Genomic DNA, 26,426 nt, shown 5'->3' with positions numbered 1-26,426 from the left:
GTCATCCTCACCGCCCCGGCCGGGTCGAGGCTGCCCCCGGCCAGGGTCGACCCGTCATCCGCCCGTCACCGGTGCCGCTTCCACGCGGCGGCCCGGATGGGCGCGGCGGTTGCCATGGCGTGCGCGATCTGCGGGGTTATGGCCCGCCGATCGCCACCGGGATTGCGGTGACTCGTCGAGGATTCGCCATGGTGATACTCACACTCGCTGCACAGTCGCCCGCAACTCGTCACGCACATGCGAGCATCGATGCACGTTACGTGATTGTGGGCGTTGGGTGGTTGGGGGAGCATGCCCAGGAGTCAGGTGCGGCGTGACCAGTTCGGCGGCCTCCTCAGGACCCTCCGCCTGGAGCGGCGGCTGACCCAGGAGGAGCTTGCCGAGGCGGCCGGTTCCAGTGTCCGCGGCATCCGGGAGATGGAGCGCGGCCGGGTGCGCAGCCCGCAACGACGGACGGTTGTGCTGCTCGCCGACGCCCTGCGGCTGGCCGGGGCGGACCGCGACCGTTTCGTCGCCCTGGCCCGGGCCGAGCGGCAGCCGCACGACCGAGCGGCGGTGCCGGACGACCGCGTCGCGGTGCCGGACGACCGTCTCGCGGTGCCGGACGACCGCGCGGAGGTGCCGCACGATCACGCGCCGGTGCTCAGCCACCGCGCGGAGGTGCCACACGACCGCCCGGCGGTGGTCGTACCCGGGGAACTGCCCGCCGCCGTTCCGGACCTGGCCGGGCGGGCGGGGATCCTGGAACAGCTCACGGCGCTGGCCGCCGACATCACCGCGGGGCGACCGGACACCGCCTCGGTGGTGGTGCTGCACGGGCCGCCCGGGATCGGCAAGACCAGCCTCGCCGTCGCCGCTGGACATCGACTCAGCCCGGCCTTCGCCGGCGGACAGCTCTTCGTCGACCTGCAGGGCGCCTCGCCGGACGGCCCGGTCGACCCGGCCGAGGCGCTGGCCGGATTGCTGCGGTCGCTCGGGGTCCCGGACAGCCGGGTGCCGGTGTCAACCGCTGAGCGCGGTGGTCTCTTTCGCACCCTCACCCGGGACCGCTCGCTGCTGGTGGTCCTGGACAACGCCGCGACTGAGGCACAGATACGCCCACTGCTGCCGGCCGGGCGGGGATGCCTCGCACTGGTCACCTGCCGGCGTCCGCTGACGGGTCTTGCCGGTGCGGTCCGCCTGCCGCTCGACCTGCTCGCCCCGACGGCCGGTCGACTGCTGCTCGGGGCGATCGTGGGTGCCGACCGGATCGCCGCCGAGCCGGCCGCGGTCGATCAACTCGTCAAACTCTGCGGCCGGCTGCCGCTGGCCGTCCGGATCGCCGGCAACCGCCTCGCCAGCCGACCCCAATGGTCGGTCGGTTGGCTGGTGGACCTGCTCCGCGACCAGCGTCGACGGCTCACCATGCTGACCGCTGGAGACCTGGGCGTCCGGTCGGCGTTCGAGGTCTCCTACCGGCAGCTGGACCCGATGACCGCGCGCGTGTTCCGGCGGGCCTCGCTGATTCCCGGCACCGACTTCGAACCCGCGCTGGTCGCCGCCGTGGCCGGCACCGGCGAGGAGACCGCAGCGGCGGCCCTGGAGGAATTGGTCGAAGCCGGTGTCCTCCTGACCACGGGGGACCGGTACCAGTTCCACGACCTGGTCCGGCTCTACGCCCAGGAACGCCTCGACGCCGAGGAACAACAGGCCTGCCGGACGGGGGCGCACGATCAGATGGTCGGCTGGCTGCTGCGGCGTACCCGGCAGGCCGGCTTGATGTTCGAACCCGTCGCCTGTCGGGTCGACTCCCCGTTCGACGACGATCGGGCGGCGGCGTACTGGTTGGATCGGGAGTCCGGCAACTGGCTGGCGGCGCTGCGCGACGCGGCCCGGAGCGGTCGGCACGCCGACGTGGTCGCCGTCACCAGGGCTCTGCACTGGTACTCGGACGCCAACAGTCACCGGCACTCCTGGGACGAGATCTTCTCGCTGGGGGTGGCCGCGGCCGGGGCCGCGGGTAGCCCTCGCGACGAGGCCGTACTGCTGAACTTCCTGGGCTGGGCCCGGTACTTCTGCCGGGACCGCAACACCGACGGGCTGGCCGCCCTGGCCCGCGCGCTGGAACTGGCTCGGCGGATCGGGGACCGCCGGGAAGAGGCGTGGGCGCTGACCTACACCGCGGCCATCCTCATCCGGATCGGCCGCGGCGGGCCGGCCATCGACCATTGCCGCCGGGCCGTCAGCCTGTTTCGCGAGATCGGGTACGCCCTCGGCGAGCACAGCGCGGCGAGCGCGCTGGGCGGAGCGCTGGCCGCGCTCGGCCGGTTCTCCGAAGCGGCCGAGTTGCACCGCGACGTGCTGACGTTCTACGTCCAGGGCAACGGCCTCAGCCCTACTGGCGCGGCGGTGGCCCGGGCCGGGGCGATGATGAGTCTCGGCGCGGACCTGGCCGGGATGGGCCGGTGGAGGGCCGCCGCCGCCGAGTACTCCCGCGCCCGGCGGGTGTTCCACAGGTGCGGCGCGACGTTCAGCGAGGCCAACGCCATCCACCGGTACGGGCTCGCGCTTCAGGCGTTGGGTGAGGTCGACGCGGCGGCCGAGGCGCTTCGGTCGGCGCTGGCCCTGTATGCCGCGCTGTCCTGCCCGTGGTGGGAGGCGCAGACTCTGTCCGCGCTCGCGGCGCTGGCCGGCTCGACTCCGGGCCGGGCCACCGACGCCCGCCTGCTGCGCCAGCGGGCGCTCGACCGGTGCGGCGAACTGGACGCACCGGAGGTGCGGACCCTGCGTGCCACCCTGTTACGCGAACTGGCCGAGTCCTGATCCCGGACACGGACCGGGCCCCGCCGGCAATGCGGCGGGGCCCGGTGTGCATGGACAGGGGTCAGTTGCAGGTGGTGCCGTTGAGGGTGAACGGCGCCGGGGTGGCGGGGGAGCCGTTAGCGGTGAAGCCGACGTTGACGGCGCCGCCGGTCGGGATGCTGGCGTTGTGGTTCTCGTTGGTGACGGTCACCGCCGCGCCGGTCTGCTGGAAGACGCCGTTCCAGTGGCCCTGAACGAGTTGTCCACCCGGGAAGGCGAAGCCCAGCGACCAGCCGTTGGTGGCCGGGCCGTCGTTGTAGACGGTGACGCTGGCGCTGTAGCCGGTGCTCCACGAGTTGGTGACGACGAAGGACACGCGGCAGGTGCTGGCGATCGGCGTCGCCGGCACGATGTTGCCGTAGTCGTCGCGGGCGGTGGCGAAGTCCTGGAAGCCGAAGCCCCGACCGGCCGATCGGGTGGTGGTGCCGGCGGCGAGCACCGTGCCGTTGGCGTTGACGGAGTAGACCGGGCCGCCGCTGTCCCCACCCCGGGCGGCCTCCTCGCCGTCGAGCTGGGTGGCCTCGACGAGGTCCTCGATGTCGTCGTAGTGGAAGTCGACCCGCAGGTTGCAGACCGGACCGCCGATCTCCCCCGCGGAGGTGTACCCGGACTGGCACAGCAGTTGGCCGGGGAAGACCTCGGTCCAGCCGATTACCTGGGCGCGGACCTCGTCATGCTGACCACCGACGTAGAGATGGCCGCCGGGCGCGGACGTTGAAATGATCATCGTGTCGTGGTCGTCGTTGCTGTCGACCGCGTAGCCGACCAGCGTGCCGGTGCCGGTGGTCGTGTTCCAGCCCACGTGCCAGGGCGAGCCGATGGCTCCGCAGTGCTCGGCGGTGAGGAGGTAACCGGCGTTGGTGTCCGCGTTGCGTACGCCGAAGCCCGCGGTACACCCGGGCGTGGTGAACCCGATGCCCGCTCCGCCGTCGAACGGCGCGGAGTCGTTGGCCCGTGACCGTTCGACCATCCGGTCACGTTGGACGAGGCTGGTACGGACGCTGGTGGCCGGCAGCTTCGGCAGCTTGGCGCCCGCGGTGTAGTCCACGCCGATGTCGATGCCGGTGCCGTCGGTGCGCAGTCGGACCGAGTGGCTGGCGTCCGCCGGGTCGGCCTTCACTACCGGGGTGAGGGCGGCGGCCGCCTTGCGCAGTTCGGCGCGGGAGTAGGTGGCCTTGGCTACCTGGATCGGCGCGCTGCGGCGGGCGGCGGTGACGGCTGCGGCGACGTCGGTGGGTAGCGCACCCTTCCACCACAGGGTGACGTGGTCGTCGACCAAGCCGATGCCGGCGTAGCCGCGTGCCGGCGAGCGTTCCACAGCGGTGCGGATGACATTGGCCGCGTCAACCAGTGGGGCCTGGGCGACCATCTGGTCCAGGGCCTGCGCCGGGATGATGTCCAGGAGGGAGTTGGCGGCCCCGGCGGCCCCCGGTTGGCCGGACTCCGCGTACGCGGAGGTGGGACCGGTGAGCGCGGTCGCGCCGACCAGTGCCCCGACGACCACCGTGCGGGTGATTGCTTTCCGTATTGATGTCATGCCGCTGAGTCAAGCAACGTGCGCTGCCGGGAGACAGGCAGGATGCCCGGCAGGAGTCAACATGCCGGCGGTCCTGCCGGCAGTCGTGCGTGGTCTGCCGTGGTGATCGCATGAAACGCCGAACGGCGGCCCGCTGAATCAGTCGGGCCGCCGTTCGCAGAGTGTGGATCAGAGCGGGCGAATGTTCTCCGCCTGCGGGCCCTTCTGGCCCTGGGTGATGTCGAACTCCACCTTCTGGTTCTCGTCGAGGCTGCGGAAGCCGCTCGCCGAGATCGCGGAGAAGTGGGCGAAGACGTCGGCGCCGCCGTCGTCCGGGCTGATGAAGCCGAAGCCCTTGTCGGCGTTGAACCACTTCACGGTACCTGTAGTCATGTCTGCTCCTCGCAGGCTGTTAGAGACCGCACTGTGCGGACCCTTACGCCGCCGCGTTGATCACCCGCGTCGAAACGACACGAAAACGAAAAAGCGCCGGGTGGGTTCAGATGACCCATCAGGCGCTGAAAAACGTCTACGGAAATCAAAACTGCAACGCGGTTACCGTAGCAGATGATCCTCCGTCCATCCCGTTTGGGTGGGGGAACCTGGTCACGTGTCTGCTTCACCGATACGGCCCTGGCACAACCGTGAAGCGAACGTCGACCGTCCGCCGCCACGACGACGACCGGGCGGCCGGCGTCGCGGGGCCGGCGCCAAGAGCGCCGGCCCCGCTGTGGTCGACCTGTTCAGGCGCGGAAGAAGGTGCACTGGAAGGCAAAGTCGTCCACCCGCACCGCACCGCTGCCACCGAGCAGGGAGACGCGGACGAACACCTTGTTTGGACCGTTCGCGTAGCTGGCCACGTCATGCCGCCGCCACGTGGTGTCGCTGATCCGGACGGTCCGCAGCGCGAGGTAGGTCCAACTCGCCGGATCGATCACCTCGATGTTGAGCACCGCCGGCCCGCTGACCGCCCGGACGAAGAACCCGCCGCCACAGGTCGTGGAGTGCCCGGCCGTACGCGGCCCCACTGTGAGCAGCTTGCCCACCCCGGACCAGCCACCGGTCGAGGTCGTGAGAATGGCGTTGTTCGAACCAGACCGGGCCGTTCCCGTGCCCAACTCGAAGGCTCCGCTCCCGGCGCCGGATCGATGGAACTCCCACACCGCTGCCGGATTCCCCTCGAACCCGTCGGTGTGCTGCCAGAGGTCCGCCTGAGCGGGGCCGACGGCCACGGTCAGGGCCACCGCCGTCGCCATCACGGCCGCGGCGGTGAGGCGTACGGCTCTGGTGAATGCGGTTCTCATCCCTGTCTCCTTCGCTCGTCGCCGCTCGTCACGGCGCGCCATAGATGACGACCTGGTACGCGTTGATCGCCTCTCCCACCGGCTGATGCCAGGTGCGCGGCGTCGAGTTGCACTGGCTGCCGTTCCGGTTGGCGTGCGAGTTCAGCCCGTACGCGGTGTTGGTGGCGAAGAGCGGCCCACCGCTGTCGCCGCCGAGGGTGCAGATGTTGGTCTCGACCATCTGCCGTACGGTGCCGCCGGCGCCGTTGACCGTCACGTTGGTCTTGAGCACCGAGCCGCACCGGAATCCGGTGGTCCTGCCCGAGTTGCAGACCGACAGCCCACTCACGGCCGTCGCCCAACCGTGGATGCTGCGGCTTGTGTTGTTCCACAGGTTGATGACGCCGGTCGCCCAGACCGACGAACCGTTCATCCAGATGAGGCCGTAGTCGTTCTCCGGATAGTTGCTCTCCAACGACGGCCCGACGTCCTGCCCGTTGGGCAGTGTCCAGTGCGGGTAGCCCTGAGTGCAGTGGCCGGCCGTGATGATGTAGTTGAAGGTGTAGTCGGTGGCGGTGAACCCGGCCGAGCAGCCGCCCAACGAGTCCCCACTGGAGATCCCGACGTTCGGCTGGATCTGGCCGGCGCTGGTCTCGAACCGCACCGCCGCGCCGAACTTGCGCGCCACCGAGCGTTGCACGGCGTTCTTCACCCCCGACGCCGGCAGGCTCACCACCACCTGGTTGGTCGCCGGGTCCACCCCCCAGGTCGTGTTCGGCTCACTCGCCGCGGCCTCCAGCGCCCGCTGGATGGACTGGAGTTGCCGCTCGCCACGAGCGACGACGCGCGCCTTCGCACCGGCGGCCGTCACCTTCGCGGCAGCCGCGGCGTCAGTGACCGCGACGACGAGGTCGCCATCGGACAGGTACGCGCCACCCGAGCTGGCACCCAGCTCGGCGGTCAACTGGTTGGCGAGTCGCACATTGGCGCTCTCGGCGCTGATCAGCTTCTCGGCGGCATCGCGGCTGATACCCCGCTGTGCGGCGATCGCCTGGGCCATGTCCGCCGCCCCGCCCGCCCGGTCCCTGGCGACGCCGCCGACGGAAGCCAGGGCTGCCCGACCATCGGTGCGGACCGGATCCGCCGCGCCCCCGGGTCGGGCCTGTCGGTCTACCGGCCCGGCCGCTGCGGCCGTCGGAACGAAGGCCACCGACGCCACGACGGCGAGCGCCATCGCGAGCAGGGACCTGCGGCTTGGTCTTGTCGTACGCGGGTGGCTGACAACAGGTTCTGACATTCACCGCTCCCATCACGAGGGGACTGGTCGGCCAGGTCAGGAGCCGGACGGCCCGGACCGGGACGGCAATCCTCGCAATCGGGAGGGGGCCGCGAGTGCGATGTTGGACGCGACTGGACACGGCTGGACACGGCTGGACGCCTGGCTCCGGGGGTGCTGGGCGATGATGCCGACCTCGGGTACCGCCACTGGTGGACCCGGAATCGGTGCATCCCAGCCGGTCTGGGGGATGCCACACTCCGGTCTGTGCCAGGTGGGAACGTCAGCCGACTCTTGCCGTCTTCGACCGCACCAGAAGCTACTGGCGGGTGTGGCGGTAGGAGGGGAGAAGCCAGCCAGGTGCGTAGCGGGTGCGACCGGCGATCACCCAGACGAACTCGACCGTCAGGGCCGCCGCGACCACCGCGAACGCGGCGCCGCGCCAGGACAGCCAGTCTTGGGGGGTGACCAAGGCCAGGAGCGCGGCGAGCAGGCTGACGATTCCCACGTCGTAGGTCAGCCGGGCGCGGAAGAGGTACTTCCCCTGTAGGAGGTAGTCCCTGCGCTGCACTCGCCGCATCCGCTCCGCCACGTCCGTGTCGTCGGCGGTGGGCTGCCAGCCGGAGCGTTCGGCGGGGGAAGCGGAATACAGCAGCCCGGCGACGGTGAACTGCACACAGAAGACGAACATGGCCGCGGCGAGGGCGAGCGCGAACGTGGCAGGTCCGGCGAGGCGCACTTTCACATCGCTAGTGAGCAGCACCGCGAGCGTGGCGAGGGCGAACCCGGCCAGCAGCGGCGCGGCGACGGTGCCCATGGACCGGAAGGCGTCGGTAGTGCCCAAGGGGTAGCGCACCAGCCAGCGAGGTCCGTTCGACATGGCGGGCCTACTCGGTGTCGGCAGGCGGCGGATCGGCGCACACCGGCGTCGCAGGACCAGAGTCGCCCTCGGGTGGCATGCCGGCATCGCCTGCGTAGTGGGCGGAGCACCACGTCTCGTGCCTGCCACGGGTGAGCTCACACTCGGGACAGAAGTCGTCGATCGGGAATGCGCCGCGGTCGGTCAACGCTCAGGCTCCAGATCCGGTGCGGGTGAGGCCAATGTCGACAGGGTACCGCCGTCGCCCTGGCAGATGAACGCCGCCCAGTAACGGGGCTCGGGGTGCCGCTCGCGGGTGCGCAACTGTGCCTGGCGCAGCGCCTCGGCGCGGGGCTGCCCCTCTCTCAGAAGCTGATAGAAGTCCGCCATGAGCTGTACCGTCTGCTCGTCCGGGACCTTCCACAGACTCATCACGAGGGTGCGGGCGCCGGCCAGCACGAAAGAACGGCGTAGGCCGAAGACGCCTTCGCCGGGTTCCACCTCGCCCAGACCGGTGTCGCACGCGGACAACACCACAAGCTCCGTGCCGTTCAGATCCAGGTCGGTCACCTCCAACGCCGTGAGGATGCCGTTGCCGGCACCGTCGGGTGGCTCGCCGCCGCTCAGCCATGTGTTCGCGCCGGCCATCGCGAGCGCGGATCGCAACAGCGGGTTCGCCAACCGGCTGCCGGCCATGCGGGCGAAGTCTTCGTCGGCGGCCACCAACGGACCCGGAGTGGCGAGGACACCGTCGAGCACGAGCGACATCTGATCCGGGCCAGCCAAGCGGATGGTCATGCCGACGGCGATCTCGTGCGGTGCCAGGGGCGGTTGGCGCTTGAGGGCGAAACCGTGCGTGGCGATGTGTAGGACCACCGGTGCGTGAGTGTCCTGAACAGCCGGTTTCGTCGCCTCACCGGCGAGTCTGGGGAGTACACCTAGCAGCCTGCCGACGCGTTTGCCCTCTTCGACGGCCCCTGGCAGGGGTGCCAGGGGCCCACCCAGCCCGCCGGGTGAACCGAGGTCGTAGTCGGGGCCGGCCACCACCAGCGGCGGCGTAGACGACCGTCGGGCCGGTGCGCCAAGCCGGAGCAGGTCCCGTGTCGCGGTCAGGTAGGAGATGGTGTAGTCGTCGATCACCTGCCGGCCGTCAGTGGTCGCCAGCATCTCGAATGGCAGCCGCAGCAGGTCGCCGTCCGGTGCGATCAACAACCGGCGGGTGCCGCCGACCGCAGCGCACAACGGGTCGAACACGACGGCCCGGAGGCGCTGCGACGCGTCCCGGGGCGCAGCCTCAGGGCTGATCGACTGCCGCGCCCCGATGGGTTGGTCGCGTCGGCCGGTGACCTGGGCCCGCACGGCCGCGACAAGCTCGTCCACTGCCGTGGCCACCCCAAGGTCGACCAGCACCGGCTCATCGGGCCGCTCGGGTCGCAGGACGACAGCGAGGTACCGTGCGGGCCGCCACTGCTGCTCGCCCCGACTTCGAATGGCGGCGAAGTCGAAGTCGCCGTACCGCAGCAGCTCCACCGACGCCGCGCCGGCTGGCGTCGCCCTCGCCACCGTCGCACTGTCCATCCGTCGGGCAAGGCGGCCCGTATCGAATCCCGGCAGGTCCCGCGCCAGTTCCGCCTCCAACACCTCACACTCCTGGCGAGCCCGACGGAGCTCTCGGTGGAAGCCTGCCTCGCTGTTCTGGCCGGCGCCTGCGAGCTGCTGCTCGGCTACCCACCGGCGTAGCTGAGCCAACTGATCAAGTCGCGCCCGCAGATCAGGATCCGCAGCGGCCGCGGCACGCCGCTGCGCGAACGAATCAATACCCAACCCTTTGCGGTCCACCACCAGATCCGCCAGCCGGCGGACACACTCCGGTGAGTCCGTGAACCGTGACATCACCAGCGCGACGTACTGCCCGACGCGGACCCGTGACGCCCTCAGCAGTTGCACAAGCTGCTCCTGCGAGCCGTAGGCACTGAGCTCGGCGAACATCTCGCGCTGCCGGTCGAGTACCTCGGTCAGCAGCCGCAGGGCCTCGTCCGCGTCGCCGTGCGCCGCGTGCAGCTCGGCCAGATTGCCCAAAAGCGCTGTGTGTTGGTGCCCCCCGATCGCGGAGGGGCGGGTTGCCGCCAGCGCAGCCCGATAGTTGTCGGATGCGTCGTCAAATCGGCCCTGCGCCTGCTGCAGCCGTGCAAGGTTGCTCAGCATCACCGGGTCGTCGTCCCAACCACGTTCCCGCGCGATGGCGCGTGCGTCATCGAGTAGTTCCTGCGCCCGCGCGTACTCGCCGCGCTGCTCGTGCAGGACGGCGACAGACACGAGCGTCGGGACCACCTCCGCGCTGCGATCCCCAGCCACTCGTCGTTTGATCGCCAGCGCGTGCAGGTAGTGCTTCTCAGCAGCGTCGAGTTGGCCGGCGCTTTGATAGAGATGGCCAAGGCGGGACAGGATGGCAGCTACCGGTAGCCGATCGTTGTCGAGCTGCTTGCACAACCTGAACGCCTCGTGCAGGTCGGCCTCCGCCGCGTTGCCGTCGCCCAACTGCGCGTGCAGCTCCGCGCGCACCGCCAGCAGACCCGCCAGCGCCTCAGGCAACCGGGAGGCGAACGGCCGCAGCGGCTCGACGCTCGAGCGAAGCTGCGCCTGCGCATCGCCGAACGCACCGGCCTCCAGGAGGCGCTGCGCCTGATACCGAACCGCGTGCGCCATTTGAGCAAGGGGTGCGCCGTCGGTGTACTCCGCGGGCTTGTAGAGCGGGAAGTAGCCGGCTTCGTCGTCGACACCCACCGGGTACACCAGCCGCTCTCGCCACCGGTCGGTGTCCAGCTCGGGTACCACAGCTGCCAGCCGAAGCTGGTCGAACAGCTCCCGACCATGCGCGGCGTACGCGGCCTCGATGCCGTTGGGCTCCTCGTCCGAGAACACCGCGATATGGCGGTCCGGGACCTCCAGCAGGGTGATCTGTGTACGGACGCCGTCGGTCACCCTGTCGAGAATCTTGAACAGCCGGTCCCTCGGCCACAGACACAGGCCCCAATCGGCAAGCATCAGCGGAAGCGTCCGTGCATTCGCGGAGAAGATCAGATAACGATGCCGGGCGACGAAACCACCCGGTCGCCCCGAGGCGTCGCAGAACGTCGGCTCCCGAAGAAACAAGCCGGGTCGGTACTTCGCCAGCACCGCGCTCGGCAGGTTGGTGTCTCGAAAGAACACGCCACATTCGGCGAAGTCCGCCCTCAGGTCACCCATAGACGGCACAGTATGGGCGGGTGTCCAGGTCTGACCCGCAGTGCTGTGGCCAGTGCCTGCATTCACCCCAGGGATCCGGCACGCGTGATGCGACACAGCGCAGCGTTCACGCGAGTCCTCAGGACTGGCGCGCCCACACCGCTCTGATCGGTCCGCCTGGCGGCGGCCAGGTATCAGGGCGCTCCAGCGAGATCTCGACGAATTTTTCTGGTCGGCGGCAACCTGCGGGCGGTGGATCGCATGTACCCGGATGTAAGCGACGATCACCACGAGCCATAGGGGCCCGGAAATGTCTGCACGTCCTCGTTTGCTGCTGCCCGTTGCCGCTGTCCTTCTCGGACTGTCCGCCTGTAGCTCCTCACCGGCTCCTGGGCCTGGGCCGACCGCATCTGCTGCGACGTCGGCCGCTGCGGCCACTGGCACCCCCAGCGCGTCGTCCGCTGCGGCTGCCCCGGCGGCCGACTGTCCCACGGCGACGACCCTCCAGACGTTGGTCGAACTGCCGAAGGGCTCATCTCTCGCGACAGTGAAGTGCTTCAAGGACTGGGCGGCTGCCGATCCGCAGGGCCCGACCGCCGGTGACGGCGTCTACCTGTTCCGCTTCGTGACCGGCACGGGCTGGAAGTACTACGACCAGGGCAGCGGATGGGACTGCAAGGATCTGGGCCTCAGCGAGTCGGCGCCGTTCTGCATCTCGGATCCGGTGACGACGACGGCCAAGCCGGTGACCGGCGCGGCCACGAGTGCCAAGTGCCCTTCGGCGACGACTCTGCAGACCCTTGTCGAGCTTCCGAAGGGCTGGACGTTCGGCGGTGTCGAGTGCGTCAAGGACTGGGCGGGAGCTGACCCGCAGGGCCCGAAGGCTGGTGACGGCGTCTACCTGTTCCACTTCGTGACCGGCACGGGATGGAAGTACTACGGCGACGGCACCGGATATGACTGCAAAGATCTCGGCCTCACCGAGCCGGCGCCGTTCTGCATCTCCTGACGAGGTGACCTCAGTCGTTTGCTGTGGCGCACGCCAGCTATGGTGTGCGCCACAGTCAACCGGCCGCATCGACGCCGCCGCTGCCTGAAGGACTTTGGGGTACGTGGGGGGACGAGCGCGGCATGGCGGACTCCATAGACGATCTTTTCTGTGAGTTCGTGCGGACCCGCTCCCCGGCGTTGCTGCGGACGGCGTTCCTGCTGACCGGCGACCGGCACCTCGCCGAGGACCTGGTGCAGGATGCGCTGGCCCGCACGCATCGGGGCCGCCGCCGGCTGAATGATCCCGGGCACTTCGAGGCGTACACCCGCACAGCCATGTACCACCAGCACGTGAGTTGGTGGCGGCGCCGCAAGGTAGCCGAGTCCCTGCCCGGCGAACTGGCCGACGTGGTTCAGCCCGGCAGCGACCATGCTCGCCGTACCGATCTCAAGCTTGCCCTGCACCAGGCCCTCGCCCAACTCACCCAGCGGCAACGGGCCGTGCTGGTGGCGCGGTTCTTCGAGGACCGCAGCGAGGCCGAGACCGCGGATCTGCTGCAATGCTCAGTCGGCACGATCAAGAGCCAGACCAGCAAGGCGCTGGCCCGCATGCGGGAGATAGCACCCGAGCTGCTCTCGGCCGTGATGGAGGAGGCCTGATGACCGACAACCTCGGGCCCCTGCGTCAGGCAATGTCCGATCTGAGCGAGCACGGCGGCACCGCCGACATGTACGAGCGCGCCCTGCGCAAGTCGCGGCAGTCACAACGGCGCACAGCGCTCACCACCGGCGCAGCGGCCGCGGCGGTGGTGTTCGCCATCGGCGGCACGGTCGCCTTCGCCACCCGCCACCGGCCCGACCCTCCGACGCCACCCGGATCCACCCAGACCAGTGACGGACCTCAAAATCCCACCTGCCCGTCGACGCAGACCCTCGGTACCCTGGTCGAGCTGCCGACGGGCTGGTCTTTCGCCTCCAGGGGAGTGGAGTGCGTCGAGACGTGGGCGGCCGCCGACGTGCAGCGTCCGGACGCCAGCGGCGTCATCTACCTGTTCCATTACACGGTCGGCACGGGCTGGCGATTCCAGGACCAGGGCACCGGATGGGACTGCGAGGACCTCGGCCTGACCAAGCCGGCGTCGTTCTGCACTTCCTGACCGCCTGCCTGGGAAATCCCCCTCCATGTCGCCCGGGTGGTCAGCTCAGCGGGGGCTCAGCCGTTCGTCGTCGAAAATGATCTCGATCAGCGGGCTGTGCTCGAGCCAATCCTCCAGGCGCTGGCGTTGGGTGACGCGCACACGCAAACCGGGCTCGTCCTGCAGGGCGACGACCGCAGACAGTACGCGGTGGCGCACTGCGGGATCCTTGACCGGCACAGCGGTGGCCGGCAGGTCTGCCCGGACGCCGTTCTTGAGGTGGAAGGTGAAGTGCGGGTGCGCCGACAGGTTGGCGTGCCAGCTTCGGGGCACCGGCATCCCGCTGAGGTACCAACGGCCGTCGACCTGGTGGTACCAGATCTCGATGCGCCTCGGGCGGCCGGTGCGCCGGCCCAGGGTGGTGATGTCGATGGTGCGTGCCTCGCGCGGCGAGCCCGGGCCGATTGCCAGAGCGCGCCTGACCGCGCCCACGTCGTAGCTGCTGTCCGCGGTGTCGGTCATGGTCGGCTGCCTCACTCGTGCCTTACGGAAATGGCTTTGGGGCAAGTCAACCGTTACGCCGGAAGGGCTGCTAGGGGCATCCTGACGGATCCTTGCACGATTCTGCGCGGGCAGTGGCGGGCACGGCCGACGCGGTCCATGCCCGGCCATCCAAGAGGATTGGGCATGAGGCGAAGAGGATCGTTCTTTTCGCGGGCTCGGCACAGCGCTCTCCTGGAAGGGACACACTTCGCACGGATTCCGACGAATCCTCAGGCCCAGGAGGCACATCATGAAGGTAGCCGTCGTCACCGGTGCAAGCTCCGGCATCGGCCAGAGCGCGGCCCTGCAGATCGCCCGGCGTGGTTCCGGCGTCATCCTGACCTACAGCTCCAACGAACAGGGTGCCAAGGACACTGTCGCGCGGATCGAGCAGCAGGGCGGCGTTGCCGTGGCGCTCCACCTGGATCTCGGCGATACGGCGGGATTCACCATCTTCCGGCAGACCGTTGCCGAGGTGCTGCGCGATACCTTCCAGCGGTACTCCTTCGATCACCTGGTCAACAACGCCGGATTCGCCGGCATGGCGATGATCGAGGACACCCGCGAAGAGGAATTCGACCGGCTCACCGACGGCCTGTTCAAGGGGCCCTTCTTTCTCACCCAGGCCCTGCTGCCGCTCCTCGCCGACGGCGGCGCCATCGTCAACCTGACCAGCAACTCCACGCTGCCCCAGGTGACCGCGCCGGGATACTCCGTCTACGCGGCTCTCAAGGGCGCCGTGGCGGTGCTCACCCGTTACATGGCCAAGGAGTTCGGTCCCCGCGGCATCCGCGTGAACTCGGTCGCACCGGGAGCCACCGTCACCCGCTTCGCCGACGACGCGTTCAGCAAGAACCCGCAGATCATCCCGGAGCTGGCGAAGACCTTCACTCTCGGCCGCGTCGGTGAGCCCGACGACATCGGCATGGTCATCGCCATGTTGGTCTCCGAGGAAGGCCGGTGGATCACCGCCCAGGACATCGAAGTCTCCGGAGGCCAGAACCTCTGAATGTCTGCCCAATCATGCCAAGCCGACATCACCTCGTGGAGTTTTGTGCATGAATAGAATCATGTCTGCCCTGGACGAAATGCGTGAGCTTCTCAACCGGCACGCGCGGCCCGACATGAGCACGGCGATCGAGGGCATCAAGGTATGCAAGTTCAACCATCCGAATGCTTCGGCGGCCGGGATGTCCGGGACCGTGCTCGCAGTCATCGCCCAGGGTGGCAAACGACTCGCCCTGGGCGAGCACCTCTACGAATATGGGCCCGGTGAGTACCTGATCGCCTCCGCCGACCTCCCCGTCACCGGCCATGTCCTGGACACCGGGCAGCCCACCCTCGGCTTCGGCATGACTCTCGCTCCCTCAGCCCTTGCTGAACTCCTCCTGGAAGCCGACCCCCGAGACCTGTCGGCCACCCCACGCACCGCATCACCCGGCATCGCCGTCTCCACAGCTTCGCCTACGTTGCTGGACGCCATCGTGCGCCTGCTGCGGCTGCTGGAGCAGCCCGCAGACCGCAAGATCCTCGCTCCCATGGTGAAGCGGGAAATCCTTTGGTATCTCCTGCGTGGCGAGCAGGGCGTCGCCATCCGTCAGCTCGGTCTCGCCGACAGCGGACTGGCCCACATCAACCGCGCTGTGCATGAGATCCGGGAGAACTACGCCACCGCGTTTCGTGTGGAGGACCTGGCGGAAATCGCTGGCATGAGCGTTTCCGCCTTCCACCGCAACTTTCACACAGTTACAGGAATGAGCCCCATCCAGTTCCAAAAACGCATCCGCCTGCAAGAAGCTCGGCTCCTGCTCGCCAGCCGCCCCTCAGACATCACCGGTGTGGGCCTCAGCGTCGGCTACGACAGCCCTTCCCAGTTCAGCCGTGAATACCGCCGCATGTTTGGCACGCCGCCAAGCAGGGACACCCAACTCCGCACTACGCCAGCGGAATTCGTCACCGCGCTGCCCTGAACCAGACCCTGTCGGGGATCGTGGTGTTTTCGGTACGGCAGCATGACCAGCGGACATGCTCGGGGCTGTTTCGAGGGCCAATACAGTTACCGAGGTGTCAGTGGGGGACGTGAGCGCGGGCCGTCCGCTCACTGACGGCTCTCCTTTATCTTCGGCAATGGCGTGCCGTCGTCGCACCGCGCCTTGATCTCGCTCCTGTTGCCCGCGGACAGCAGCACCACCTGGATCTCGTTGACGGGCCCGGGGTTGTAGTTTTTGAGGCGGTACCCGGGGGCAGGAGCGACGTCGACCACGCGAGCCTGATCGCCGGTGCAGAGCACAGTCACCACGCCACCGAGTGCCCGAATGGGTGTACCTGGCTTTGGGGAGGTCGGTGCCGGCGCGGCACTCGGCGGCCCCGTCGGCTGTTCGGCACTGGGGGACGTTCTACTGCCAGGGCCGGCCGTGGAACCAGCTCTGGCAGTCGGCTCAGCCGGCCCAGCCGAAGCGGTCACCGTACGGCTTGGTCGTGAGACTGGTGCGGGCCCCGCGGACGTCTGCCGGGGAGCAGGTGCCTCAGTGGCAGACACGTCGAAGGCGGCGTTGGGCGGGGTGGCACCGTCACGCGTGGCGACCCCGCCGGATCTGCCATCGGCGGGTATGAGCTGGGGGAGCAGGAGCGAAATGGTCCCCGCCGTCACGACGAGGACGGGGATCAACACGGCGTTGGGGATGCGGCGACGCCGACCGGGAGGGGAACTGGCGATGGTCGGGGCCGACACGGGGGAGACGGATGCCGACTGCGCCGCCTGTTCCTCCCGCCGCTCGGCGTCATCAGCCAAACCGTGCAGGGTCGTGGCCACATCCGCGGCGTCCGGCCGATCCGCGGGATCCCTGGCGAGGCAACGGTCGAGGAGACGGTGGACCTCCGGTGACACTCCCTCGATGTCAGGCAGCGGTGCCGGATCGACGTACACGTGAGCGGTCAACATCTGCGTGGGGGTCTCCGCCGACCAGGGCAGCTCGTTGGTCAGCGTTCGGTACAGCAACAGTCCGAGCGCGTAGACGTCGGAGGCGGGCAGAACAGTGCCAGCGGCGAGCCGTTCGGGTGCGAGGTAGGCCGCGGTGCCCAACAGCCGCCCGTCCGCCTCCAGCTCCGGCCGACCGACAGTGGTGGCGATACCGAAATCGACCACCTTCACACCGGCCGGTGTCAGCATCACGTTGGACGGCTTGATGTCGCGGTGCACCAGCTTACGGTCGTGCGCGGCGGCGAGCGCCTCGGCGACCTGTGCGCACGTCCGCATCGCGGCGGCAGGCGGCAGCGGACCGGCGGCAAGCCGCTGGGACAGGGTCTGGCCGGGCAGCAGTTCCATCACCACATACGAGACCTGGCGGCCGGCGGCATCGGTGTGCTCGCCATAGTCGTACACACTCGTCACGTGCGGGTGCCAGAGGCCGGCCGCGGCCCGGGCCTCTGCCTGGATGCGTTGCCGTGCGCCTCGGGCGGTAGCTTGCGCGCCGGCCAGGACCTTGACGGCCACCGCGCGTTCGAGGACCCGGTCCCAGGCCCGCCAGACGGCCGACATGCCACCAGTACCGAGACGGCTCTCGACCTGATACCTGTCGTCCAATAGATCACCGACCATCACTGGGACAGCTTGCCAGAGTGGACCCGCAGCGGCATGGCGGTCCAATCTGGTGCTGGGCCCCGGCCGCCGGCCGTCCCCTCGTCATGGCCCGCCGACCGGGTTGGTACCGCGACGACAGCGGCAGAGAGTGGGGGTACCGGCCAGCCGTGCTCGGCCGGCACTTCCGCGTGCGGTGGGGGAGAATCGAATCATGTTTGTCATCAAGGAGCGGTTCTTCTCGATCGGCGACGACTTCGACGTGCTCGACGAGCACGGCACCAAGGTCTTCCATGTCGACGGCAAGGTGCTCAGCGTCCGCAACAAGGTCGTCATCGAAGACGCCTCCGGCCATGAGGTCGCCACGCTGCACCGGCACCTGGTGGCGCTCCGTCCCACCTACGAGATCCGGATCGGCGGCGAGAAGGCCGCAGAGGTCCGTAAGAAGCTGCTCACGCCGTTCCGCGACAAGTTCACCATCGACGTGCCGGGGCCTGATGACCTGGAGATGAAGGGTGACCTGCTCGACCACGAGTACGTGATCGAGCGCGGCGGCACCGAGGTGGCCTCGGTCTCCAAGCGGTGGCTGACGATCCGGGACACCTACGCCGTGCAGGTCACCGCCGGCGTCGACCCTCTGCTCATCATCGGCAGCGTGCTCGCGCTCGACCTGGCCCTGAACCGCGACAAGAAGAAGAAGGACGACGACTGACCCCCTCGGCCCTGCGCCGCGAACAGCCCTAACCCAGGCTGGGCAGGAGCAGCCGGCCGCGTTACTGGTTGTGGGGCAGGTGGCCGTCGCGACGTCGAGGGCCGCCTGCCGGGAGTGGCCAGCGACCGTACGGCGCTAGATCGGGCCTGATCGGCGCGGCCACCTGATCGTGGCTTGGAATCGGCCCGACGACAAGCGTTGGTCCCGGCACAATGATCGCGATGATCTCGTGGCGTGATGGGCTGTGGTGGGTGGTGGTCGGTCCGGCGGCCGGTGTGGCGCTGGGTGCCGTCGACTCGATCGTCAACCATGTGCCGGTGCTGCTGGGCGAGGTCGGCACCGCGCGTGCTGAGCGGGGCGGCTGGTCACAGGCCGCGGAGTTCGCCAGTCTCATCCTCGACGCCGGATGGGCCTGGGCGGCGATGGCCGTGCTGGTGGGCTGGCTGGTGAGTCGAGGCGTACGACTGGCGGCGGGGATGCTGCGCGGCGCCCTGGCGGGCGGGTGCACGCTGATCTCCGCCACCATCGCGTACTACGGCGTGGACGTGATCTTCGACGGCGGCATCTGGTGGGACGTGGCGACCCGGTACTGGCTGATCGCTAGCGTGTGTCTCGGCCCTCCGCTCGGGACTGTCGGGGCGTTGATCCAGCGCTCTGGTCCGGTCGGAACGCTCGCTGTCCTCCTTGTGCCCGCCGGTGCGGCGCTGCAGATGGTGCTGCTGCCCCCGCCGCCGGAGAGCGCGATGGCCTGGCCGGTGCGGGTGAGCGTCTGGGCCGCGGCAGTGGTCGCCGCCGTGCTGATCGCTCGTCGGACACTCCGACTCAGGGGCACTCGCTGATGATCTCGCGGTGCGAGGACCGACCGGGGAACGTGGGGTCTCGAGCGTGGATCTCGCCTACCTGGCGCCGCCGATCATGAACTGTCGCAGTGCATCGAGTGTCGCCGGGGCGAGCATGCCTGGGTTCGCGGCTCAGCCCGTGGGCGAACGCGGAGTGGGCCTGCTGGCCTACGCTCCGGCCGGGGAGGAGCTCGCCGGGCGGGTCAGGAGCCCGAGGCCCCCCAGGTGGTGAAGGGTGGGAGCGCGGCGGCACCGCACCCTCGTCCACCACACACGCGATATCTACTGAGCACCATGAAGGGGATGACCGTGAACGACGACGTCACCGAATACATCAACAAGACGCAGCCGTGGCAGATCGACGTGTGCCAAAAGCTGCGTGCGATGATCGACGAAACTGTTCCAGGTGTCGAGGAGCGGCTTCAGTACGGCAAGCCGCACTACCTCAAGAACGGCCATTACGCCGCCGTCATCGCGGTAGCCAAGGCCAAGGTCTCGTTCATGGTCTTCAACGCGACCGACATCCCCGAGGTCAAGGGATTCCTGCGGTCGATGGGCAACGGTGAACGCAAGACTGTCGACATCACGGATGGGCAAGACGTCGACTATGGCCAACTTGCCAGTTTCCTGAGCAAGACCACGGCGGCCCTGTAGGCGCAGCCCGCCCGCCCCGGCCCCCTCGCTCGGGAGTGAGGAGTCCGGGGCGCCGCTGCGCCCCGGACCCCTCAGGCCTGCTCCGTCAGGTACGGAGTGGGGCCTCTTCGCTCACCCGCAGCGTTGACCGTTGAGGGTGAAGGCGGTCGGTGCCGGGTTGGTGCCGCTCCACGTGCCGTTGAAGCCAGTGCTGGTGGACGCGCCGGGGGCGAGTGTGCCGTTCCAACTCATGCTGTCCGCTGTGACGCTCGTGCCGTTCTGTTTCCAGGTGGCCGACCAGCCCTGGCCGACCTTCTGGCCGGTGGTGGGGAAATCGAAGGCGAGTTTCCAGCCGTTGATCGCGGTGGTGCCGGTGTTCTTGATCGTCACGGTCGCGGTGAAGCCGCCCGGCCAACTGTTCGCCGTGTAGCCGACCGCGCAGACGGTGGTCGGGGCGGTGGGCGCGGTCCGTACGGTCAGGCCGGGGGAGGCCGCCGAGACGTTGCCCGCCGCGTCCCGCGCGGTCACCACGAAGGTGTACGGGGTGTCCGGCGTCAGTCCGGTCACTGTGTACGTGGTGCCGGTGGCGTTGCCCACCTTAACGGGGCCGGCGGCGTCGACCCGGTGCACGTCGTAGCCGGTGACGGCGGTGTCGTCGGTGGACGGCGTCCAGGTCAGCGCGACGGTGTCGCCGGTGATCGTGCCGGCGGTCGGCTTACCCGGGGCGGTCGGCGCCTGGGTGTCGCCGGGCGTGGTGCTGCGCGGCAGCACCAGGTGGGTGATCGAGTTGGCCGGGAACGTGGCCGTGAGGCCGCTGGCGGTCACCGGCAGGTCGGCCTCCCGGACGACGCCGGCGAGGTTCGCCCCGCTGTAACGGTAGACCTGGGCGGTGCTGGCGGAGGCGCCGGCGAGGGCGACCGGGCTGGTCAGGTCGTCGCCGGTCTTGTTGACGACGACCACTGTGAGCGCCTTGTCGGCGCTGCGCTCGGCGGCGTACACGGCCAGCTTGCCCTGGTCGGCACTGGTCGCCCCGACGGAAGTCTCGCCGAACGCGCCGCCCTTGCCGTCGTAGTTGCGGTAGACGCGGAAGGCGTTGGCCACCGGCTGGTCGGCCGTGGGTGCGGTCCAGAGGGTGGCCAGGTCGAGCCCTTCGCGGCCGAAGATGCCGAGAACGTCAGCCTGGGCGAGCGCGCCGTTGAGCGACCCGAAGGCACCCCAGTTGTACTCGGTCATCGCGATCTTCGTGCCCGGGTAGTGCTGGTCGACCAACTCGCGCAGGCGCGGGATGTACCGGACCGGACTGTTGATCCAGCTCTCGTCCACATAGGTCGGGTCCCAGAGCTGGCGGGTCGAGCGCAGTCGCAGCGCCTGGGTGTCGGCGTCGCCGGCCGCTTCGCCCAGAACACCCGACTGCTGCGGGTAGAGGTGGACGTCGAAGTAGTCGAGGATGCGTGTGCCGTGCTGCTGCTCGTACTCGCGCATCCGGTCCAGGTACCACGGGCCGAGGTCCTGGCCGCCGTGCGCGGCCTTGTCCGGCGGGTTAGACCAGCAGCCGGTGCGCGAGCAGGTGTCCTGGTCGAGTCCCGAATAGAGGATCGAGTTCAGGCCCCAGCCGACCGGGCCGAGCGTCTTCGCGCCGGGGTCGGCAGCCTTGATCGCGGCGGCGTACTCGTAGGTGCGGTCGCGTAGCTCGTCGTAGCCCAGCCCGGTCGGGCGGACGTCGCGGTGGGTGGAGTGCCACAGGTCCGGCTCGTTGTCCAGGTTGTAGAACTGGACCCCACCGTCGGCGGCAGCGCCAAACTGCCCCTTGAGGTGGTTGACGAAGTCGGTGGCGTACTCCGGACCCACCGCGACGCTGGTGTCCTCCGGGTCGTTGCCGGTGACCGGTGAGCCGTCCGGCTTGATGCCGTTGCCGCAGTCCGGTGCCCACTGGTCGGTGGACTGCTGCGGGCCGTACTTGGCGACGCTGAAGCCACACGCCCGCGACCGATCCTTGGCGATCCAGCCGAGCATCGGAATCGTCATGACCGTGGCGGCGCCGATGGCCTTGTTCTGCTGCACGAACCGGTCGGACTCCGAGCCTCTCGGGAGGTCGGCCGGACTCGGGTTGTCGTTGGGGATGTTCTCGAAGTACCAGTCCGACGCGCGATTGGTGGTGTCGGCACGGAAGTTGTAGCGGGTGGTGGCGTTGCCGCCGTAGCGGTGCACCGGCAACCGCAGGTCGCGGGCGAGGGCCTGGTCGGCGAAGTTCATGCCGTAGACGTACGGGCTGATCTGGTGCCGGGCGGCAGTGGTGTCCACGGCCAGTGCCGGGCCGGCTGCGGCCAGGGCCGGCTCCGGCAGGACCAGACCGCCGAGGGCCGTGGCGAGCACGACCGGAAGTAGAGCTGTGGTGGGACGCACGAGCATTCCTTTCGCAGAGGAGCTCGACGATGGGAGCGCTTCCACAGCGTTACGTCTTCCCGTCTCCGAGTCAATGCCGCAGGGCGGTACGCTGCCGGCCGACCGAAGCCAACCTCGTCACATATGATGACGTTCATCAATGTGGCTGTAGCTGATGCGGCGTGCCGGAATGGCTCGGATCGCCGCAGCGCGGAGGCAACCGCGCCGCAACGGGGCAGGCGGGAGCACCCAGCGTCGCATGGCCGGACAGTTCCTGCTGGCCCGGCCCCTGGGGTCGGCGACCAGCCGTCTTGGAGGATGACAATGCGCAGTGTTCTGGCGGTGTTCAGCGCCGCCCTGATCCTCGGCGCCGCGGTCGGCAGCGTTCCGGCCGGGGCGGCGGGGGCCTCCCCGCCCTCGTGCCCCCGTGGCCTGCTCTTCTGTGAGGACTTCGAGCGACTGCCTCTCGGGGGGCCCAGCACGTTGAACTGGGGTGTCGACACCCGGAACGGCACGCTCACCGTCGAACGTGCCCGTCGTGGCAACCAGGTGCTGCACGTCCACACCGTTGACAACGGACGCGCCTTCCTGCGCGTCGACGACTTCGCCGCGCCGGGCAACCGCTTCTACGGCCGCATGCGCCTGCGCGTCGACGCCTTCCCCACGGCACCGGACTGGGCGCACTTCACGCTGGTGGAAGCGACCGGCACCGGCAGCACGGAGGTCGTCCGTCCGATCGGTGGGCAGTACGCGCCAACGGTCCCCGGGACCTTCTGGGGAATCGGCGCCGACGGCGGTCCGACCGGCGACTGGACCAACTGGCGGGAGTCCGCCCCGGTCGTCGAGGACACCTGGCAGTGCTTCGAGTGGAAGATCGACCCGGCGGACAACCGCGTCGCTGTATGGATCGATGGCGTGGCGAACCCGGAGTTGACAGCCTCCACGAGCGACCACGGTGGCAACGACGTTCCCTTCGTCCTGCCGACCGTCGACACGGTGAAGATCGGCTGGCAGCTCTACCAGGGCGGCACGACACCGGGCGAGTTCGACCTCTGGATCGACGACGTCGCCCTTTCGAGCAAGCGGCTCGGCTGCTGATCCGGGGCCAGTTCCGATGAATGTCCCTGCCGGGGTGTGGCTTTGCTGCCGCACCCCGGCGGCGGACCGGCCTCCATGGCGATCATCGATATCTGCCGCTACGATCCGACATCGACAGACTACTGAGCGTTGACGTGTGCTGTCGGCGCGTCCCGGACGCTGGCAGTCCGGCGCCGCTACGAACGAGGTGCCGGCCTGAGGATCACGCCGTCTCGACGAAGGGAACTCGGATGACGGAGAGCGCGCAGACCACCGATAGCCGAACCGTTCCGCCGGCCCGGTCGTACCCGTTCAGTGTGCCCGACCGCCTCGTCGTCGACCCGACCTACGGCGAGCTGCGCGAGAGCGAGCCGATGACCCGGGTCAAGCTCCCCTACGGCGAGGAGGCGTGGCTCGCCACCCGGTACGAGGACGTCCGTACGGTCCTCGGCGACGTGCGGTTCGGTCGCGCCCCGGCCGTCCACCGCGACGAGCCCAGGCTCACCCCACGCCAGCAGAACAGCGGCATGCTGACCCTGGACCCGCCCGATCACACTCGGCTGCGCCGGCTGGTGGCGAAGGCGTTCACGGCACGTCGGGTAGAGGCGCTGCGACCCCGAACCCAGGAGATCGCCGACGAACTGGTCGACGACATGGTCCGGCTCGGTCCTCCGGCCGACCTGGTGGAGCACGTCGCCACGCCGCTGCCGATCCAGGTGATCTGCGAGCTGCTCGGGGTCCCGTACGCCGACCGCGACCGCTTCCACATCTGGTCCGAAGCGATCGTCTCGACCACCTCGCTGCCCATGGAAACGATCCAGGAGTACCTGAACAACCTCTGGGGCTACATCGGTGGTCTGGTCGCCGAGCGCCGCCGCGAGCCGGGGATCGACGACCTGCTCGGCGCGTTGGTGCGGGCCCGCGACGAGAATCAGGATCGGCTCAGCGAGACCGAGCTGGTGGAGCTGGCCGGAGGGCTGCTCGCGGCCGGCCACGAGACCACTGTGACCCAGATCCCCAACTTCGTCTACGTCCTGCTGCACAATCCGGACCAGCTCGCTCGGCTGCGGGCCGACCCGTCGCTGGTGCCGGCCGCGGTCGAGGAACTGCTGCGGTACGTGCCGCTCGGCGTCGGCTCCTCCTTCGCCAGGTACGCCAAGGAGGACGTCGAGGTCGGCGGGGTGCTTGTCCGGGCAGGTGAGCCGGTTCTCGGCTCACTGTCATCGGCGAATCGGGACGGCACTGTCTTCGCCGACCCGGACCGGCTGGATCTCGAGCGCGAGCAGAACCCGCACCTGGGTTTCGGGCACGGCGTCCACCACTGCGTCGGCGCGCAGTTGGCCCGCATGGAGTTGCAGGTCGCCGTAGCCACCGTCGTGACTCGACTGCCCGGACTGCGGCTCGCCGTACCGGAAGCCGAGCTGGAGTGGAAGCGGGGCATGTTGGTGCGGGGCCTGCTCGGCATGCCGGTGGCCTGGTGAGTGCCGCCTGGCGAATCGGGGTGGACACGCGCCGTTGCATCGGCACGAGCATCTGCGCCGGCACCGCGCCCGAGCACTTCCACCTGGTCGGCGGCCTGTCCGCGCCGCTGGCTGACGTCGTCGCCCCGGCCGACGTCATCCTCGACGCCGCCGACTCGTGCCCGGTGGAGGCGATCACGGTCCACGACGTCACCGACGACCGGCTGATCGCGCCGCAGGAGTAACCCGAGATCGAGCCCGGCCGTCTCGGCAAGGTGATCACCGACTTTCTGGAGTACGGCTGGCAAACCACCTTCGACACCACCCTCGGAGCCCTCGGCCTGTCCGAGTCATCACCACCGCAAGCCGTCGACGCCTGCCAACCGGCAGCGCCATGGCTGAAGCGGTAGCACAGCTCCGGCGCCGTACGCCTGCCGTGCGTCGGGCAAGCACGACGCGATCCCGTCGATCTCGGTGGCCGGAGGACTCGCCAGCACCTCACCCAGCGGCGACTGCCCGGTCAGCGGCCACGTCGACGATACTGTCGGCGTGGAGTACGTGTCCCGAGTGCCGCGACCGCCACTGGACGGGCTGATCGACGACCTTTACTACCTGGAGGGTGCGCCGCCGTACGCCCGGCTGACGCTTCCGGCAAGTCCGGCGGCGTTCCTCATCGTCAACCTTGGCGCACCGTTTCGCATCCGTGCCGGCACCGACATCGAGACCGCCGAGTACGCCGACGGCTGCGTGGTCACCACGCCCACCCGCGCGTTCGAATTCGGCTACCCACTCCGGACCCGGTCCGTCGGCGTGCACTTCAAGCCGTGGGGGCCGGCACCGTTCCTGCCGATGCCCGCGACGGAGCTGTGTGACCGGCCGGCGACCGTAGAGCAGGTGTGGGGGAGGCCCGCCACTGCCGAGCTGCGAGACCGGCTGGCCACGGCCGAGGGACCTCACGAGATGCTGACGCTGCTCGAGGGGGAGCTGATGCGACGGCTGAGCGATGCGGCCGGCCTGGGGCTGGTGCGACATACGAGCCGCATCATCGCCGCGACCAGCGGGGCGGTGGCGATCGACGACCTGAGGGTTTCCGCCGGTGTCAGCAGCACGCACCTGGCACAGCGATTCAAGGAGCTCATCGGCGTCACGCCGAAACGGTTGGCCCGCACCTACCGCTTCGCCGCCACAGTGCTCTCGATCAACCCCGCCGAACCGATCGACTGGGCCGACCTCGCCGGTGGCGCCGGCTACTTCGACCAGGCCCACTTCGGCCACGAGTTCCGGGCCTTCACCGGGCTCACACCGACCCGGTACGTCGAGGTCAGGCGGCGGTTCCTGCGCGAACATCCCGGCCACGTGCTGGATGGCTGGCCGCTGCCGACCGATTGATTTCTTACAAGAACGACAGCCCACGAAACTCTAACCTGAGGGCATCCCCAAGCAGAGGAGCGCGCTCATGGGCGGCGTCGTCATGTACGGCTCAGTGTCGGTGGACGGCTTCATCGCGGACGAGAACGACCAGCCCGGACCCCTGTTCGACTGGTTGACCAGCGGCGACGTCCCATTGGACGAGAGCGGCGTGTTGAAGGTGTCACAGACGTCCCACGACTACATCCGGCCGTACTGGGACCAGATCGGGGTGACGATCGCCGGCCGCCACGTCTTCGACATGACGGACGGCTGGGATGGAAAGCCTCCGAGCGGGATCGACCACGTGGTCGTCGTGACGCACCGGCCGAAGCCCGAGGGCTGGGACCCCGAGGCGCCGTTTCACTTCGTCGACGGCGTCACGGCAGCCGTGTCCAGGGCGCAGGAGCTCGCGGGTGACCGCGTCGTCGAGGTCGCCGCTGGCGACGTCGGCGGCCAGGCGCTCGCCGCCGGCCTGGTCGACGAGGTACGCATGGACGTCGTACCCGTGGTTTTCGGGTCCGGCAAGCGCTACTTCGGGTCGGTCCGCGCGCAGCACCTGTTGGAGGATCCTGACGTGGTGATTCAGGGCAACCGGGTGCTTCACCTGCGCTATCGGGTGCGCCGTTGACCGACCAGGGCGGGCTGCGTCGCCGCAACCCGCCCCGGA

Annotated in this window: 23 protein-coding genes; 14 read left to right on the top strand and 9 right to left on the bottom strand. The window is 69.2% G+C overall.

Annotated features, from left to right (window positions below):
* The first annotated feature begins 291 nt into the window (after positions 1-291).
* Complete coding sequence (locus tag OG992_RS32280; protein ID WP_266305343.1) at positions 292-2,802, top strand: helix-turn-helix domain-containing protein; 2,511 nt, start codon at positions 292-294, stop codon at positions 2,800-2,802.
* Between the two features lie 61 nt (positions 2,803-2,863).
* Here the strand turns inward: OG992_RS32280 and OG992_RS32275 are convergent, their stop codons facing one another.
* From OG992_RS32275 to OG992_RS32250, 6 genes are all read right to left on the bottom strand, one after another.
* Positions 2,864-4,378 (bottom strand): cellulose binding domain-containing protein, encoded by a 1,515-nt coding sequence (locus tag OG992_RS32275; RefSeq protein WP_266305342.1) that lies wholly within the window; start codon positions 4,376-4,378, stop codon positions 2,864-2,866.
* Positions 4,379-4,546: 168 nt separating this feature from the next.
* A complete protein-coding gene (locus OG992_RS32270; RefSeq protein ID WP_013283833.1) occupies positions 4,547-4,750 on the bottom strand; it encodes a cold-shock protein in 204 nt (67 codons plus the stop codon).
* Positions 4,751-5,100: 350 nt separating this feature from the next.
* Entirely contained in the window at positions 5,101-5,661 is a 561-nt protein-coding gene (locus OG992_RS32265) for a hypothetical protein (RefSeq protein WP_238684238.1), read from the bottom strand.
* Between the two features lie 28 nt (positions 5,662-5,689).
* Entirely contained in the window at positions 5,690-6,937 is a 1,248-nt protein-coding gene (locus OG992_RS32260; RefSeq protein ID WP_238684237.1) for a S1 family peptidase, read from the bottom strand.
* A 298-nt stretch (positions 6,938-7,235) separates the two neighbouring features.
* A complete protein-coding gene (locus OG992_RS32255) occupies positions 7,236-7,796 on the bottom strand; it encodes a hypothetical protein (protein WP_238684236.1) in 561 nt (186 codons plus the stop codon).
* Positions 7,797-7,979: 183 nt separating this feature from the next.
* The gene (locus OG992_RS32250) at positions 7,980-11,291 is read right to left on the bottom strand and encodes a CHAT domain-containing protein (protein ID WP_266305341.1); all 3,312 of its coding nucleotides are present in this window, start codon (positions 11,289-11,291) and stop codon (positions 7,980-7,982) included.
* Between the two features lie 220 nt (positions 11,292-11,511).
* On the opposite strand from OG992_RS32250, the gene OG992_RS32245 reads away from it, so the two are divergent.
* From OG992_RS32245 to OG992_RS32235, 3 genes are all read left to right on the top strand, one after another.
* Positions 11,512-12,009 carry a hypothetical protein gene (locus OG992_RS32245; RefSeq protein ID WP_266305340.1) on the top strand — a complete coding sequence of 166 codons (498 nt, stop codon included), beginning with the start codon at positions 11,512-11,514 and terminating at the stop codon, positions 12,007-12,009.
* Positions 12,010-12,131: 122 nt separating this feature from the next.
* The gene (locus OG992_RS32240; RefSeq protein WP_238684233.1) at positions 12,132-12,650 is read left to right on the top strand and encodes a SigE family RNA polymerase sigma factor; all 519 of its coding nucleotides are present in this window, start codon (positions 12,132-12,134) and stop codon (positions 12,648-12,650) included.
* Complete coding sequence (locus OG992_RS32235; protein ID WP_238684232.1) at positions 12,650-13,147, top strand: hypothetical protein; 498 nt, start codon at positions 12,650-12,652, stop codon at positions 13,145-13,147. The genes OG992_RS32240 and OG992_RS32235 overlap by 1 nt, the downstream gene beginning before the upstream one ends.
* 45 nt (positions 13,148-13,192) lie before the next feature.
* Here OG992_RS32235 and OG992_RS32230 read toward each other — a convergent pair whose 3' ends face one another.
* Complete coding sequence (locus tag OG992_RS32230) at positions 13,193-13,648, bottom strand: nitroreductase/quinone reductase family protein (protein ID WP_266305339.1); 456 nt, start codon at positions 13,646-13,648, stop codon at positions 13,193-13,195.
* 271 nt (positions 13,649-13,919) lie between these two features.
* On the opposite strand from OG992_RS32230, the gene OG992_RS32225 reads away from it, so the two are divergent.
* Both OG992_RS32225 and OG992_RS32220 read left to right on the top strand, forming a co-directional pair.
* Positions 13,920-14,678 (top strand): SDR family NAD(P)-dependent oxidoreductase, encoded by a 759-nt coding sequence (locus tag OG992_RS32225; protein WP_266305338.1) that lies wholly within the window; start codon positions 13,920-13,922, stop codon positions 14,676-14,678.
* 61 nt (positions 14,679-14,739) lie between these two features.
* A complete protein-coding gene (locus tag OG992_RS32220; protein ID WP_238684229.1) occupies positions 14,740-15,639 on the top strand; it encodes an AraC family transcriptional regulator in 900 nt (299 codons plus the stop codon).
* Positions 15,640-15,767: 128 nt separating this feature from the next.
* On the opposite strand, the gene OG992_RS32215 is transcribed toward OG992_RS32220, so the two are convergent.
* The gene (locus tag OG992_RS32215) at positions 15,768-17,267 is read right to left on the bottom strand and encodes a protein kinase (RefSeq protein ID WP_266305337.1); all 1,500 of its coding nucleotides are present in this window, start codon (positions 17,265-17,267) and stop codon (positions 15,768-15,770) included.
* A gap of 193 nt (positions 17,268-17,460) precedes the next feature.
* On the opposite strand from OG992_RS32215, the gene OG992_RS32210 reads away from it, so the two are divergent.
* The 3 genes from OG992_RS32210 to OG992_RS32200 all read left to right on the top strand — a co-directional run bounded on the left by OG992_RS32210 (position 17,461) and on the right by OG992_RS32200 (position 19,451).
* Entirely contained in the window at positions 17,461-17,958 is a 498-nt protein-coding gene (locus OG992_RS32210; RefSeq protein ID WP_266305336.1) for an LURP-one-related/scramblase family protein, read from the top strand.
* 221 nt (positions 17,959-18,179) lie between these two features.
* Positions 18,180-18,797, top strand: coding sequence for a hypothetical protein (locus OG992_RS32205; protein WP_266305335.1), 618 nt, complete (start codon positions 18,180-18,182; stop codon positions 18,795-18,797).
* 303 nt (positions 18,798-19,100) lie between these two features.
* Entirely contained in the window at positions 19,101-19,451 is a 351-nt protein-coding gene (locus OG992_RS32200) for a DUF1801 domain-containing protein (RefSeq protein WP_238684226.1), read from the top strand.
* A 111-nt stretch (positions 19,452-19,562) separates the two neighbouring features.
* Here OG992_RS32200 and OG992_RS32195 read toward each other — a convergent pair whose 3' ends face one another.
* Positions 19,563-21,839: a glycoside hydrolase family 44 protein gene (locus tag OG992_RS32195; protein ID WP_266305334.1), complete on the bottom strand. Its 2,277-nt coding sequence runs from the start codon at positions 21,837-21,839 to the stop codon at positions 19,563-19,565.
* Positions 21,840-22,136: 297 nt separating this feature from the next.
* Between OG992_RS32195 and OG992_RS32190 the strand changes: the two genes are divergently transcribed.
* From OG992_RS32190 to OG992_RS32170, 5 genes are all read left to right on the top strand, one after another.
* Positions 22,137-22,910 carry a hypothetical protein gene (locus OG992_RS32190; protein ID WP_266305333.1) on the top strand — a complete coding sequence of 258 codons (774 nt, stop codon included), beginning with the start codon at positions 22,137-22,139 and terminating at the stop codon, positions 22,908-22,910.
* 230 nt (positions 22,911-23,140) lie between these two features.
* The gene (locus tag OG992_RS32185; RefSeq protein WP_266305332.1) at positions 23,141-24,370 is read left to right on the top strand and encodes a cytochrome P450; all 1,230 of its coding nucleotides are present in this window, start codon (positions 23,141-23,143) and stop codon (positions 24,368-24,370) included.
* Positions 24,367-24,594, top strand: a complete 228-nt coding sequence (locus OG992_RS32180; RefSeq protein WP_266305331.1) for a ferredoxin — start codon at positions 24,367-24,369, stop codon at positions 24,592-24,594. The genes OG992_RS32185 and OG992_RS32180 overlap by 4 nt, the downstream gene beginning before the upstream one ends.
* A 229-nt stretch (positions 24,595-24,823) precedes the next feature.
* Complete coding sequence (locus OG992_RS32175) at positions 24,824-25,738, top strand: helix-turn-helix domain-containing protein (protein WP_238684221.1); 915 nt, start codon at positions 24,824-24,826, stop codon at positions 25,736-25,738.
* Positions 25,739-25,805: 67 nt separating this feature from the next.
* Complete coding sequence (locus tag OG992_RS32170) at positions 25,806-26,387, top strand: dihydrofolate reductase family protein (RefSeq protein WP_266305330.1); 582 nt, start codon at positions 25,806-25,808, stop codon at positions 26,385-26,387.
* Positions 26,388-26,426: the final 39 nt, after the last annotated feature.

The organism is Micromonospora sp. NBC_00362, assembly GCF_026342155.1.
In the GTDB taxonomy this organism is placed as follows: Bacteria; Actinomycetota; Actinomycetes; order Mycobacteriales; family Micromonosporaceae; genus Micromonospora; species Micromonospora hortensis.
The sequence above is the reverse complement of the archived record's forward strand: the minus strand, read 5'-3'. Positions and strand labels throughout refer to the sequence as shown.